We start from the raw sequence: 13,202 nt of genomic DNA, 5'->3' as shown, positions 1-13,202 counted from the left end.
TAAGATTAAACCTCTGACTTAATTTTTCTAAGGAAAGCTCTAGCGTCTTACTATCCAAAGTATTGCCTGGGAACAATTCATAACCGATGGGTCTTCCTTCACCATCCACTAACAATCCCATAACAACCTGGACTTCATTATACTCAAACCAAGTGGTGCAGCATGTAGGTCTATAATTTTTATTCTTTGTAAACGCATCTCCAATTTTTGGACTAAAATAGTGTAAAATGGTGAAGGAATATATCAATTAATGTCGAATAAGCATTTATAGACAATGGTTTAATGTCGAAAACCGTGAACTTATTTCCTTTAATATGCCGACCAGGAAATTTTCTGTAAAACCTTGGGCAATCAATAATCCCCAGATGGAGGTGAGAGCGCTAGGCTTAATTGGTTGCTAGTTTAAGCTAGCTAACTTTAGACAGAAAAGACAAGGAAAGGTATTTGAGGAGGTGCAACCATGAACTTGCCTAACAAGGTGATGACCTTGGAGGAAGCCATCAGTAAGTATGTGCACGATGGCGATACCATTGCTTTCGGCGGTTTCGTGACTAACAAGAAGCCGTACGCGGCGGTGCGAGAGATTATCAGGCAGGGGAAAAAGAACTTATACGTTGAAGGTGGACCCGCCGGCGGCGACGTCGACATGTTGATCGGGGCTGGCTGTGTGAAGGTATTGTTCAACTCCTATATGGCCAATTCAGGTTATACCCAGGTGTCCCGGCGCTTCCGCAAAGCTATTGAAGAGGGGACAATTCTCTGGGAAGACTATTCGTTGGATATTCAGCCGATTCTTTACCACGCGGCCGCCCTTGGTTTTCCCTTCATAGCGGTTAAGAATATGTTGGGTTCGGACCTGGTAAACAAGTGGGGTATACCCGAAGAAGTATGGCAGAATGACCCGAAGCTTCCGCCGCGGAAGCTGATTGTTGACCGGAATCCTTTCAACCCGGATGAGCAGGTTTGCTTGCTCCCGACACCGAAGATTGATGTGGCTATTATTCACGTGCAAAAAGCGGCGCCGGACGGAACCGCCCGAATCGAAGGTCCGGTCTTTGTTGATATTGATATTGCAATGGGTGCGACTAACTGCATTATAACCTGTGAGGAACTAGTTCATCCCGATGAACTGCGGCGTGAACCCTGGCTGAACCAGATCCCGAACCTTGTTCCTGACGCAGTTGTCCATGTGCCATTTGGTGCTCATCCATCCCAGTGCACCAATTACTACGATTATGACGGTCTTTTCTTCCGGATGTATGACCAGGTTAGTGGCGACGATGAATTGTTTAAGCAATTCCTTGATGAGTGGGTTTACGGGATTAAGGACCAGAATGAATACATTGATAAACTTGGGGCATCTCGCTTGACCAACTTGCGGGTGCGACCAGGCTATGGTTATGTGCCTGGATTAAAGAGGAGGTGATCAAAGTGGCGGAGTGGACGACCAAACAGATGATGGCAATTGCCCTGGCTCGCCAGATAAAAGATGGAATGACTTGTATTATTGGCACGGGTTTACCGTTGATTGGTGCGGCATTGGCTAAGAATACTACCGCGCCGAACGCAGTGTTGATTTTTGAGACGGGTATGATCGATGGTGCACCGCAGGAAGTACCTACTAGTGTGTCTGATTTGAGAATTGCTTACAAAGCTTCGGCTCTGTGGCCACAGTACCGTTACTTTGGTTTTGAAAGTAATGCCTGGAAGAAGAATAAGATTGATCTGGGATTCCTGGGTGGTGCGCAAATCGATCCCTACGGTAATCTGAATTCGACTTGTATCGGTGACTACCACCATCCGAAGACCAGGTTTACTGGCAGTGGTGGAGCTAATGGTATCGCGACTTATGTTAACACCGTGATTATGATGCAGCACCAGAAACGCCGTTTCTGTGAGAAAGTTGACTACATAACCAGCCCTGGTTGGATTGACGGGCCAGATGGTCGAAAGAAGATGGGCTTACCGGAAGTGGGCCCGCAGGCGGTGGTTACAGAACTGGGCATTATGCGCTTTGATGAAAAGACTAGGCGAATGTATCTAGCCGAATACTTCCCCGGGATTACCCCGCAACAAATTCAAGAGAACACTGGATTTGAATTAGATCTATCCCGGGCGGTTGAAGCCGAACCGCCAAGCAAAGAAATTCTCGAGATCCTTACTAAAAAGGTAGACCCGCAAAGGTTGATGATCTAAGGAAACGCGACTAGGGCAATAACCGGTTTTGCCAGTATTCTTTTCACCTGGCAAAACCGGTGACCTGTCGGTATTTGGAATTAAGTATCTTATAAGCATTTAGTGTATATTGGATTATCGTAATATTGCTGTTTGATTGGGAGATACTAATCGCAAAAATGACCAGTACTCTTCACAAAGAGGAAGGGGCTGGGAAGGAGGATACGGGTCGACATAACCTAAGAGTTTAAAGGTTTGTCCACATATCACACAATCACGGCTGTCAGCCGAAGGTTCGGCAGCCATAGTGAAAAACCGTTCAACTTAAGGCAAGCATAACACATAAAACTTAGTAAGTAAATGAACAAATCAGGAGGGGATTGTAGTGGCAGAAATTACTGCACCAATGGTTGGTAAAATCGTCGACATCATGATCAAGCCTGGCGATGCCGTGAAGGAAGACGATGAAGTAATTATCCTCGAGTCCATGAAAATGGAAAACCCGATCTACGCTCCGGCCAGTGGTACTGTTAAGGACATCAAATGCAAAGTAGGAGACGTTGTTAATCAGGGAGACGTTCTGGCCATAATCGAGTAATTTAACTGCATACTTTATGATAAAAAGGCTTGCCGTAACTTTCATGGAGGGCAGTCGTGTTGATTGTGCGATATGTGGAGAGGTCCCATAAACCTGGGTTCCAAAAAAAGAGAAGACCAAGCTTTTCCTGACGCTTTGATTAGTAATATAGAACCATCTTCGGGAAAGGGGGGACTTGCTAGGGGGTTTTGGAACTCGTGAAAGGAGGGAAAGGGATCTCAGCGCAATACTGGATGTAGGGACTGTGTGTTAACCTGGTGCAAAGGACTTAAAGCCGTAGAACGGCAATATTTTAGCAGAACAGTAATTTAAATTTTGTGGAGGTGTACACTGTGCGATTTGAATTAACCGAAGAGCAAAAAATGGTCGTGGAGATGGCGAGAGATTTTGCGGAAAAGGAAATCGCGCCAACTGTTGAGTACGATGATGAGCATCACCTGTATCGTCCAGAAATAACCAAAAAAATGGCGGAGCTTGGTCTGCTTGGCTTCGCGATTAAGGAAGAGTACGGCGGAAATGGCATGGGCTTTATGGAAGGTGTTTTGGCTTTCGAAGAAATCTCTGCTGTTCACGCTGCCTGGCGGTTACCGTTGAACATGCAAGCCTGGGGCCCAGCTTACACCATTCAAAGATATGGTACTGAAAAGCAAAAGCAGGAATTTATCGAGAAGTTTGTTACCGCTGAATATACCGGTAGCTTCGCCATCACTGAGCCAAACTCCGGTTCTGATGTGGTCAGCATGAATACTACTGCGGTTGATAAGGGTGACTACTTTGAACTGAATGGTCAGAAGATGTGGATCTCTAATGGTCATGTGACTGACTGGGGTCTTGTTTATGCGATGACCGATAAGGCTGCCCGGTATAAAGGGATGACCTGTTTCCTGGTTAACTATAAGTGGGAAGGTGTTACCGCTAACCCGATCCACACCAAGTTTGGCTTGCACGCGGCTCCAACTTCTGAGGTTGTTTTCGAAAACGTGAAGGTGCCAAAAGAATATGTTCTGGGTCAAGTTGGCCAAGGTTTCCCGATCTGCATGTGGCAGTTGAACAACACCCGTTTGGGTTGCGCCCTCGCTGGTGTGGGAATCGCGCTTGCTTCGCTGCGTGCTTCGATCCAGTACGCCAATGAGCGGACCCAGTTTGGTAAGAAGATCGGCGCTTACCAATTGATCCAGGAGCAAATTGTGGAAATTCACCTGCTCCACCACGCGGCCCGGATGGCCTGCCTGGAGGCCGGTTACCTAAAAGACCATAACCTGCCGAACCAGTTGCAGACCTCGACGGCGAAGTTGGCTGCAGCCCATGCGGCAGTTACCGGTGCCAACCTCTGCATGAAGATTCACGGTTCCTACGGTTACTCCACCGAGTATCCGTGCGGCCGACTGCTGCGCGACGCCAAGTCTATGGAAATCCTGGAGGGTACCAGCAACATTCAAACCGGAATCATTGCCGGCATTTTGCTCGGCGATGCGCCGAACCGCTCCACCAACGACGTGTAGTAGTTGTAGCCTGAAGTAATCCTTGCCTGACCGGAGCGGTCAGGCAAGGATTCTTGATACACGAAATTCCGGAACTTGGATTCAAGGAGCAGAAAGGAGAGAGCAAGCTATGGATAGAAAACAAACTCCGTTGAGACCATATTTTGAAAAAATGCCTGACATCGGTAAGCCGCTGACTGACAGTGAAAAGAGACGGAAAGCGGCCAACGTGGCGGCAGTTATGGAAGAAATGGCCAAGGTTGCCGCAGCAATAGAAAAAGTTAAGAATGCAGGCAGCAGTGTGGACGACATCCACAAGAAGGGAAAAATGACGGTCTTCGAACGGATCGAGTATCTGGTTGATCCGGGGACCTGGTGCCCACTACATACCCTATATGATCCCGCCTTTAATGATGAAGGCACCACTGGTGTGATTGATGGTTTGGCCAAAATCAGTGGCCGCTGGGCCGTGGTAATCGGCTTTGACAATAAGGTTATCGCTGGGGCCTGGATCGCTGGTCAGATCGAGAATATTCTCCGTGTGACCGATATGGCGAAAATCCTCAATGTGCCACTGGTTTGGGTTCTGGAGTGTAGCGGTGTGAAGCTAATGGAACAGGAGAAGGTTTACCCGAACCGCCGTGGTGGTGGGACCACCTTCTTCCGTCATTCTGAACTGAATATTAAAGGGACACCCATCCTAAACGCGATCTTTGGCACTAACCCAGCGGGCGGTGGCTACCACGGAATCAGTCCGACCATCCTCATCGCCCATAAGGACGCTAACATCGCTGTTGGTGGTGCTGGGATCGTAGGCGGTATGAACCCAAAGGGCTACTTTGACCTGGAGGCGGCCGAAGCGTTGATTAACGCGACCCGGAACCTACGGGCGAAACCGCCAGGACGGGTGGAGATTCATTTTGATGAAACAGCCTTCTTCCGTGAAGTTTATGATGAAGAGACTGGCGTGCTGGATGCGATTAAAGACTGGATGAAAGCCATTCCAGCTTACGAACCGCGCTTTTTCCGCGTAGCGGCCCCGGCCGAGCCGAAGTTCCCCGCGGAAGACCTCAACTATATCGTGGAAATGAACCAGAAGCGGCCGTATGATTCGATCGAAGTCCTGGCCCGCCTGGTGGATAACAGTGAGTTCCTGGAGTACCGTCCTGATTATGGTCCAGAAGTTTATACTGGACTGGCCAAGATCGATGGTTTCCTGGTAGGGGTGATCGGGAACCGGAACGGAGTTTTTCCAGGTTATCCTTCATACTTACCTGAAGGCACCGCCGGTGTCGGTGGCAAACACTACCGCCAGGGCTTGATTAAACAAAATGAATTCGTGACCCTGTGCGGCCGTGACAACATCCCGATTATCTGGATTCAGGACACCACTGGTATCGATGTTGGTGACAACGCGGAAAAAGCTGAATTGCTTGGTTTAGGTCAGGCTTTGATCTTTTCTATTGAAAAGACTACGATCCCGCATATGTGTATCGTTCTACGTAAAGGGACTGCGGCTGCTCACTACATCATGGGTGGACCACCGGCCAACGAGAACAACGTCTTTACCCTGGGAACGCCGGCGACTGAAATTTACGTCATGCACGGGGAAACTGCGGCTGCCGCAACGTATTCCCGCCGTTTGGTGAAGGATAAGGATGCGGGTAAGGATCTTGATCCGACGATTCAGAAAATGAATGAAATGGTTCAGATGTACTATGATAAATCAAGACCTGTCTTCTGTGCCCAAATGGGTCTGGTGGACGAAGTTGTAGCCTTTACCGACTTAAGAAAATACTGTGTGGCCTTCGTGGGGGCAGCTTACCAGAATCCGAAATCCATAACGCCGGTTCACCAAATGATTCTGCCCAGAAGCATCTATGGGCACATTGAACATGTAAATGAATATCTAAAAAATCAAAAAGGCTAATACTGATGGAATAGGGCCAGTCTCCTGGCCCCTTTTACTTTTTTTCTTGACAAACTAAGATGGTTATCATATATAAGTAATGGAGAAAAAATCGTCATACCAGGAGGTGAAGCGAATGCCAACCTACAGCTATGAATGCGAAAACTGCGGCCACTTTGAGGCCTGGCAGAAAATAACAGAAAAAGCCTATGAGAAGTGCCCTCAGTGTGGTGGTGTAGTTCGCCGAATGATTGGACGCAATATAGGTGTGATTTTCAAAGGGACAGGCTTTTATACGACTGATTATGGTCCGTCATCCAGGTCGGTGGGTGCTTCTGCTAACAGTTCCAATAATGGTGTTTCTACGCCTACTCCCCCAGCGGATGAGAGTCTGTACAGCTAACTTGTCGACTAGTTAATGTGGAGTGTGCAAGGAGCCTCTGGATCGTTTGCTTACAATCTATCCAGGGGTTTCTTTAATAATATAGCATAGCGTGAACGGAGGAGTTTTTTAGAATGGAATATCGGAATCTAGGTAAAACCGGAGTCAAGGTCTCGGTGATCGGTTTCGGGGGGATTCCCATTCAGCGGGTTGATTCGTCTACCGCCAGGCAAATCCTCAACCGGGCGCTTGATCAGGGGATCAATTTTATCGACACTGCCCGGGGATATACTGACAGCGAAGACAAGATCGGCCTGGTACTGAGGGAACGACGGGATGAATGTGTAATTGCTACCAAGTCCATGGCGAGAACTGCCGAAGCCATGGAACGGGATATCGAGCTCAGCTGTCGGAATCTCCAGACTGATTACATTGACCTGTATCAGCTACATAACATCAAGGATGAGGCGACAATAAAGAAGGTGATGGCACCTGATGGGGCACTGGCGGCATTAAAAAAAGCCCGTCAGGCTGGGAAAATACGTTATATTGGCATCACCAGTCACCGGCCAGGTGCCCTGATCCAAGCGATTAAGACCGGAGAGTTTGATACTGTTCAGTTCCCGTTTAATCCCGTGGAGCGGGAAGCCGAGCAGACACTCCTGGCGGTAGCCAGGGAGTGGCGGGTAGGGACGATCGTCATGAAACCCCTGGCCGGTGGTGCGTTCAGGAACAGCCAGTTGGCGTTACGGTGGGTGCTGAATCAACCGATAACCACGGCTATTCCCGGCATGGATTCGACTGAACAGGTCGAGATGAATGCTGGGGTGGGTGACAAGCCGGAACCATTGACCGAAGAAGAAACCCAGCGGCTAGCAAATGAAACAAAGGAGATGGGAGAACGCTTCTGCCGGCGCTGCGAATACTGCTTGCCTTGCCCGGCGTCGATTGACATTCCAACCATGTTCCTGCTCGATGGGTACTACACCCGCTACGGTCTGCAAACCTGGGCCCGCACACGTTACCGCGGACTACCGGCCGGCATCGGTGACTGCCTGGATTGCGGGGAGTGTGAAGAAAAGTGCCCTTACCAACTGCCGATTCGGGAGATGCTCCAGCGCGCGCGAGCTAACCTGGAGTAGGATACAGGGCGGACAGGAGTTTCTCCGTCAGGTCCGGGTAACGTGCTTTCAAGAGATACACGGCCCGGGTGATATTGTCAACGGGAGCATTAAACTGCCATTTTTCTGTAGCGGGTAGGCTCTCACGCTTGGCCAGACTGCTCAGTGTCTGTGCGGGAACAAGAAGCAGTGGTCGGATCAGCGTCAGACCAGTATCGGGAACCACTTCGACCGGCGGGAGGACAGATAAACATCCACCGCCGAATAAACTGCGGAAGAAGTACCTTTCTACGTCATCAGCGTGATGAGCGAGGGCCAATTTGTTACACCCCAGCTGCCGGCTTGTCTGCACAAGTTGTTTTAGCAAATGCTCGTCATTCGGTGTGGTCTTGCCTGGTGGTGAGTCGACCACCAGCAGGTTCAGGCCAAAATGAGTATTAATAAGCTCCATTAGGCGTAGATCAGAACCAGTGTGAGCAACGTGGACCGGGTGAAGGGAAAAACGGAAACCCTGAAAGGTCTGCAAAGAGGCCAGAATGTACAGCATGGCACAGCTGGCCACCCGGCCGGACAAAGCAATGGCCAGACGATCGCCCGGCTCAAGCATGCCATGTGTTTTGATCATTGAACGAACCTTGCTGAGAAACCATTTGCCATCGGATTTCTTCACGACTACGCCCACCTTTTTGACTGTACTATGGTGATTATATCACTTTACCCCCGGTATGCAAAGGAGGCGAACCCACTTGCTTGAGGCAGTGACATTTGATTTCTGGAACACTCTTTTTCGTGAACCCCCGGGGGCACCAGCCAGCCGACTACGGGTGGAAAGGATGGCCGTGGTGATGCGCGAATTCGGTTGCGAGATTGAATCTTCTACCCTGCTGGCCGAATTGCGTCGGTGTTGGGAGTATGCCACGAATTTGCAGTATTATCAAGGACTTGATTTCCGACCCGAAGAACATGTCCGGAAATTCATGGCAGATTTAGGTTTACCTGACTCGCCAGAGCTGGAGGCCAAGCTTTACCGCGCTTACACGGAGGTACTCTTAGACGCGCCTCCATTGATGGTTGAAGGGGCTTTGGAGGTCATTGTTCGCCTGGCAGAGAAGTACCTAGTGGGCTTGATCTGCAACACGGGAGCGACTCCTGGTAGTGTCCTTAGGCAAATCATGGCGCGAGCCGGACTGCTGCCTTACTTTTCCACCCTGACTTTCTCGAATGAAGTTTACATCGCTAAACCAAATCCGGCGATCTTCCAGCTTACGTTAGACAAACTGGGAGTGGTAGCAGCACGGAGTATTCACATTGGTGACGACCCGATTAGCGACATCGCGGGTGCGCTTAGTGCGGGAATGCGCGCGATCTGGGTGAAACGGCCTGGGGCGGTGGAAGAGGAAGGGAAGATCAGCCAGCAGGTCGAACGGGTGCAAAGCCTGACGGAAATACTAAATTTAATTGGGTAGTGACAGACAAATACGGAGGGTCGAATAATGATAAGATTTGTGACCCGTGAATTCAATGGAAAAACGGGGCTGGCTTTAGTTATCTCAGATGCGACGGCTTCGCTCCAGGACCTGCTTGACGCAATACAGCCTTTTAGTGATGATAGCACGATCTACAAGGAGTACCTGATTGACCAGCATGGAACGTGCCGGGGCTGCCGAATAAACTGTTGCCGGCAGTCATTTGTTATTCCTGACAGGGTTTCTTTTAACAATTTAATTAACTATTTCCGGTTATCACCAGTCGAATTTTTGGCCCGCTATGCCGATCCCCACAAGCTTAGCTATGGTCTACCCCGTTTTCGTTCTGGTCCCTGTGTCTTTCTGAAGGACGCTATGTGTACAATCTATCCTTACCGGCCGCTAATCTGTCAACTGTATCTTTGCACTCCCATGGACGGTGACACCGGGGAGCTTATTTATTCCGTGGTAAGTGCCGGTATCGCTGAACTGATCCGGTACGGTCAGGAACAGGGTTTTCTGCCGGCTTGGTCAACCAGTTCAGCCTCCTCCTGTGGTCTGCCGTCCCAGGGCTCACCGACCGGTTATGACCGGATGTTCATCAAGATAATTGAGCGGTGGGCCGATAACTCAAGCAATCCTTTTTGCCAGGTGAATTCCTACACCGAGATCAGACTGCGCGACGTTTGCCCACCCGAAACGTGGCTGCGTCTTGTACAGACATGAAGAAAAATCCATGGTAAATTATTGGACGGCGGCAGGATTTTTCAGAAACCTGACGAAGACTAGGGCTTTAAGGGGGGTGAACAATTGACCGGACGCCGGGTTAATCCTTACCTGGCTCTTGGGCTAGGAGTGCTTGGACTTTCTTCAGCGGCGATTTTCACTAGACTAGCGGCTGCTCCTGCGTTGGTGATCGCATTTTACCGGCTGGGATTTACTGCCGTGATGCTAGCTCCGTTTACCATGTATTGTGATTGGCAGGAGTTAATGTCGCTCGGGCGACGTGATCTGCTGGCTTGCATGGTGGCCGGAACCTTTCTCGCCGGTCATTTTGCCTTGTGGATCCTGTCGCTGGAGTTTACCACAGTGGCCAGCTCAGTCATCTTTTCGAATCTGCAGGTTATATTCGTCCTGTTTCTGTCGACCTTCTGGTTGAAGGAAAGGGTTACGTTCCAGGTGTTGCTTGGCGTAGTCATCGCTGTGACCGGTGGAATTATCATTGGCGCTGGAGACTTTCATCTGGGTGGTAGCTATTTGAAAGGGGACCTTCTATCTCTGGCCGGCGCCTTGCTCTTTGCCCTCTATATTCTGACCGGGCGGCAGTTGCGTCAGCGTCTAAACCTTTTGCCGTACGTCCTCGTCCTTTACACCACGACGACAGCGGTCCTCTGGTTGTTTGGTCAAATCTACGGTGTATCCTGGTATCCCCAGCCGGTGTCGACCGTCGCCTACTGTCTGTTGCTTGCCATGATTCCCACCATCGGTGGGCATACCGTTTTGAACTGGGTTTTGCGGTTTATTCCGGCTCCAGTGGTGGCTTTGAGTGTACTGGGGGAAGCGGTAGGAGCCAGCATTTTTGCCTTTTTATTATTTGCTGAGGTTCCGACGGCCTAGCAGATCATTGGTGGGGTGGGGATTTTGGTTGGCATTGGGTTAACCGTGTGGAATAATAATTAATAATAATATATGATGAGATTTGACTGGATTAATGCTTGAGTTAGAAAGAGGATTTACCGATGCATGTCGTTTTAGTTGAGCCGGAAATTCCGTACAACACTGGAAACATTGCTCGAACCTGTGCCGCCACCGGTACGTCTTTGCACCTGGTCAGGCCACTAGGTTTTTCCGTTGAGGATCGTTACCTAAAAAGGGCGGGCCTGGACTATTGGCACCTGGTGGATATTCATTACCATGACAGTTTTGAAGAGGTCAGACAAAAATATGGGGGCCACAGTTTTTTTTTTCGCGACGACCAAGGCGCAGCGCCACTACACCGAATTCAAATATCCCCCCGACAGCTTTTTGGTTTTTGGCAAGGAGACCAAAGGGTTGCCCGAGGCGCTGCTGAAAGCCAATGCCGAGTATTGCCTGCGCATCCCTATGCGGTCGGCTGCCCGCTCCTTGAATTTAGCCAACTCGGTGGCGGTGATTCTTTATGAGGCCTTGCGCCAGCAGGGATTTCCCGGACTGGTCTAAAAGATTGTTGTTAAAGAGGGGATGTTTGATGAAACTCAGCGAAGGATTACGGGAGATCGATTTTCTTGAGGGTACGGTTGGGCGGATCAGTGTTAGTTTTAACGGTGAAGCGATGGTTTTGCGGTTTGTTACCATCAACGAAGATGATTCCTGTGAAGTGGTGCTGGATTGGGAAGAAGAGCACAAGTCGTTGGGCCGCTTGCTCGACCAAGCGATTACCATGCCAGGGACTGCTTACCGCGAGTATCCCGGAGAAAACCGGAGTGAATTGATCAGGTTATTCCCCAGTGCTAACGGGAGTCTGGAACTGAATTTTATGAATGGTTACCAGTTTGTACGGATTGTCTTGAGTGCGGTCCAAGCCAGACAATTCCTCAGAAAAGCGCGTCAACTGCTTGATGAACCCGGCGAATTTGTCGTTAAGGTATAGTGCCTGCTTCCAGAAATTGGTGACTAACGGGGTTGGCTGTAAAAAAGGTTGGTGCTGTTAATCACCTGCTAAATTGGTTATTTTATGAATATAGATTATAATAGTGGGAACGGGAAGCAGGGGTGATGGTAATGGACGAAGCCAGAAAAAAACTACCGATCGGCGTCTTTGATTCGGGGGTGGGAGGGATCAGTGTTCTGGCCGAAATGGTCAAACATCTTCCCCGTGAAGAATACATCTATTTCGCTGATTCTCTAAATAACCCATACGGGACAAAAGAGGTTGAAGAAGCTAGAAGGCTTTCTTTACAAGCGGCTGATTTTCTGGTCAGTCTGGGCATCAAGGCTCTGGTTGTCGCTTGCAACACCGCGACCAGTGTCGCTATTAATCAAATCCGCGAACGACTGGCTATACCGGTCATCGGGATGGAGCCGGCGGTAAAACCGGCTGTGGAACAGGGACGCCAGGGCACAATCCTGGTGATGGCCACACCCAATACGCTTAAGCTGGATAAGTTCAACAATTTGCTCCACCGGTTTGATGAGGGGCAAAACATTATTCCCCTGCCCTGCCCGGGACTGGCCGATCTAATTGAAAAGGGAAACCTTCAGGGAAAAATAATTGAAAATTATTTGTCTCAATTGTTTTCCACCATTGATCGTCGGCAGGTGTGCAGTATTGTTTTGGGATGTACCCATTATCTTTTTATCAAGCCGGAGATTGCCCGGCTGTTTGGCAAGCAGGTTTCCATAATTGATGGTAATCTAGGTACGGTTAAACAGTTAAGAAGGGTTCTCCAGCAAGAAAATATCTTGGTTGATTCTTCCGAGGAGAAGGCAACCGATTATCGGCAGACGAAGATCCGTTTCTATGCTTCTGGTAACGAATCCGAAGTGATTGCTCTGTGCCAGCAGCTATTGGATTTTGCCTGGACAAATTATACTAATTATACTAAGCCTGTTGGAAAAGATTAGCCACCGACTCCTGATTGTGGCCAGAAATTCAAATACAAAGAAGAGAGGTGTCCCAATATTAGACACCTTCTCTTTATTGTGTCTTATTATTGGATAGCTGTTCAGACTACATGTTCAGACTACAGAGAGCTTGTGATTTTGGTACAATTTTTGCATTAATTTTTTTATATAAACAATCAATTTTAAAAGCTAGAGGCGATTGACAAGAAAGATTAATATTTATTTTTTTATTTAGAACCATTTTTAAAAGAGGTGAGCGAAGATGTATAAAATCACAAAAAAGGAAGTATTGGCCCCCACAATAAAACTTTTTGAAGTATTCAGCCCAGAAGTCGCGGCTAAAGCCGAACCCGGCCAGTTTATCATTCTAAGAATTGACGAAAACGGCGAACGGATCCCTTTGACCATCGCCGATTTTGACCGGGTGGAAGGTACAGTCACCATCATCTTTCAGGAGGTTGGCGCGA

Annotated in this window: 14 protein-coding genes and 1 pseudogene; 14 read left to right on the top strand and 1 reads right to left on the bottom strand. The window is 49.0% G+C overall.

All coding sequences use genetic code 11. The annotated features are described in order from the left end of the window. The first annotated feature begins 460 nt into the window (after positions 1-460). The 7 genes from HPY81_11100 (at position 461) to HPY81_11070 (ending at position 7,687) form a co-directional block, all read left to right on the top strand. Positions 461-1,426, top strand: a complete 966-nt coding sequence (locus tag HPY81_11100; protein ID NPV27951.1) for a CoA transferase subunit A — start codon at positions 461-463, stop codon at positions 1,424-1,426. A 29-nt stretch (positions 1,427-1,455) separates the two neighbouring features. Then, entirely contained in the window at positions 1,456-2,196 is a 741-nt protein-coding gene (locus HPY81_11095) for a CoA-transferase subunit beta (GenBank protein NPV27950.1), read from the top strand. Positions 2,197-2,560: 364 nt separating this feature from the next. Then, positions 2,561-2,773 carry a biotin/lipoyl-binding carrier protein gene (locus HPY81_11090; GenBank protein ID NPV27949.1) on the top strand — a complete coding sequence of 71 codons (213 nt, stop codon included), beginning with the start codon at positions 2,561-2,563 and terminating at the stop codon, positions 2,771-2,773. Positions 2,774-3,105: 332 nt separating this feature from the next. Continuing rightward, positions 3,106-4,275 (top strand): acyl-CoA dehydrogenase, encoded by a 1,170-nt coding sequence (locus tag HPY81_11085; GenBank protein ID NPV27948.1) that lies wholly within the window; start codon positions 3,106-3,108, stop codon positions 4,273-4,275. A gap of 109 nt (positions 4,276-4,384) precedes the next feature. Beyond that, the gene (locus HPY81_11080; GenBank protein NPV27947.1) at positions 4,385-6,184 is read left to right on the top strand and encodes a glutaconyl-CoA decarboxylase subunit alpha; all 1,800 of its coding nucleotides are present in this window, start codon (positions 4,385-4,387) and stop codon (positions 6,182-6,184) included. Positions 6,185-6,299: 115 nt separating this feature from the next. Continuing rightward, positions 6,300-6,566, top strand: coding sequence for a zinc ribbon domain-containing protein (locus HPY81_11075; protein ID NPV27946.1), 267 nt, complete (start codon positions 6,300-6,302; stop codon positions 6,564-6,566). 113 nt (positions 6,567-6,679) lie between these two features. Next, on the top strand, positions 6,680-7,687 hold the full coding sequence (locus tag HPY81_11070; protein NPV27945.1) for an aldo/keto reductase: 1,008 nt from the start codon (positions 6,680-6,682) through the stop codon (positions 7,685-7,687). Here HPY81_11070 and HPY81_11065 read toward each other — a convergent pair. Then, positions 7,674-8,336, bottom strand: a complete 663-nt coding sequence (locus HPY81_11065; protein NPV27944.1) for a hypothetical protein — start codon at positions 8,334-8,336, stop codon at positions 7,674-7,676. The two genes, HPY81_11070 and HPY81_11065, sit on opposite strands and share 14 nt — an antisense overlap. 76 nt (positions 8,337-8,412) lie before the next feature. Between HPY81_11065 and HPY81_11060 the strand changes: the two genes are divergently transcribed. The 7 genes and pseudogenes from HPY81_11060 to HPY81_11030 form a co-directional block, all read left to right on the top strand. Further along, positions 8,413-9,132, top strand: a complete 720-nt coding sequence (locus HPY81_11060; GenBank protein ID NPV27943.1) for an HAD family hydrolase — start codon at positions 8,413-8,415, stop codon at positions 9,130-9,132. 27 nt (positions 9,133-9,159) lie between these two features. Beyond that, on the top strand, positions 9,160-9,858 hold the full coding sequence (locus tag HPY81_11055; GenBank protein NPV27942.1) for a hypothetical protein: 699 nt from the start codon (positions 9,160-9,162) through the stop codon (positions 9,856-9,858). Positions 9,859-9,942: 84 nt separating this feature from the next. Further along, the gene (locus HPY81_11050; protein NPV27941.1) at positions 9,943-10,749 is read left to right on the top strand and encodes a DMT family transporter; all 807 of its coding nucleotides are present in this window, start codon (positions 9,943-9,945) and stop codon (positions 10,747-10,749) included. 122 nt (positions 10,750-10,871) lie between these two features. Next, positions 10,872-11,331: pseudogene (gene trmL, locus HPY81_11045) on the top strand (tRNA (uridine(34)/cytosine(34)/5-carboxymethylaminomethyluridine(34)-2'-O)-methyltransferase TrmL). A 28-nt stretch (positions 11,332-11,359) separates the two neighbouring features. Further along, positions 11,360-11,761: a hypothetical protein gene (locus HPY81_11040; GenBank protein ID NPV27940.1), complete on the top strand. Its 402-nt coding sequence runs from the start codon at positions 11,360-11,362 to the stop codon at positions 11,759-11,761. Positions 11,762-11,892: 131 nt separating this feature from the next. Further along, complete coding sequence (murI, locus tag HPY81_11035; protein NPV27939.1) at positions 11,893-12,735, top strand: glutamate racemase; 843 nt, start codon at positions 11,893-11,895, stop codon at positions 12,733-12,735. A gap of 262 nt (positions 12,736-12,997) precedes the next feature. After that, positions 12,998-13,202, top strand: a 205-nt coding sequence (locus HPY81_11030) for a sulfide/dihydroorotate dehydrogenase-like FAD/NAD-binding protein (protein ID NPV27938.1), incomplete at its 3' end; no start/stop codon positions are given.

The organism is Bacillota bacterium (genome assembly GCA_013178045.1).
In the GTDB taxonomy this organism is placed as follows: Bacteria; Bacillota; Ch66; order Ch66; family Ch66; genus Ch66.
The sequence above is the reverse complement of the archived record's forward strand: the minus strand, read 5'-3'. Positions and strand labels throughout refer to the sequence as shown.

Coding starts and splice junctions, on each gene's coding strand:
- HPY81_11100 (NPV27951.1), top strand. CDS start 461: ATGAACTTGCCTAACAAGGTGATGACCTTGGAGGAAGCCATCAGTAAG.
- HPY81_11095 (NPV27950.1), top strand. CDS start 1,456: ATGATGGCAATTGCCCTGGCTCGCCAGATAAAAGATGGAATGACTTGT.
- HPY81_11080 (NPV27947.1), top strand. CDS start 4,385: ATGGATAGAAAACAAACTCCGTTGAGACCATATTTTGAAAAAATGCCT.
- HPY81_11075 (NPV27946.1), top strand. CDS start 6,300: ATGCCAACCTACAGCTATGAATGCGAAAACTGCGGCCACTTTGAGGCC.
- HPY81_11070 (NPV27945.1), top strand. CDS start 6,680: ATGGAATATCGGAATCTAGGTAAAACCGGAGTCAAGGTCTCGGTGATC.
- HPY81_11055 (NPV27942.1), top strand. CDS start 9,160: ATGATAAGATTTGTGACCCGTGAATTCAATGGAAAAACGGGGCTGGCT.
- HPY81_11040 (NPV27940.1), top strand. CDS start 11,360: ATGAAACTCAGCGAAGGATTACGGGAGATCGATTTTCTTGAGGGTACG.
- murI (NPV27939.1), top strand. CDS start 11,893: ATGGACGAAGCCAGAAAAAAACTACCGATCGGCGTCTTTGATTCGGGG.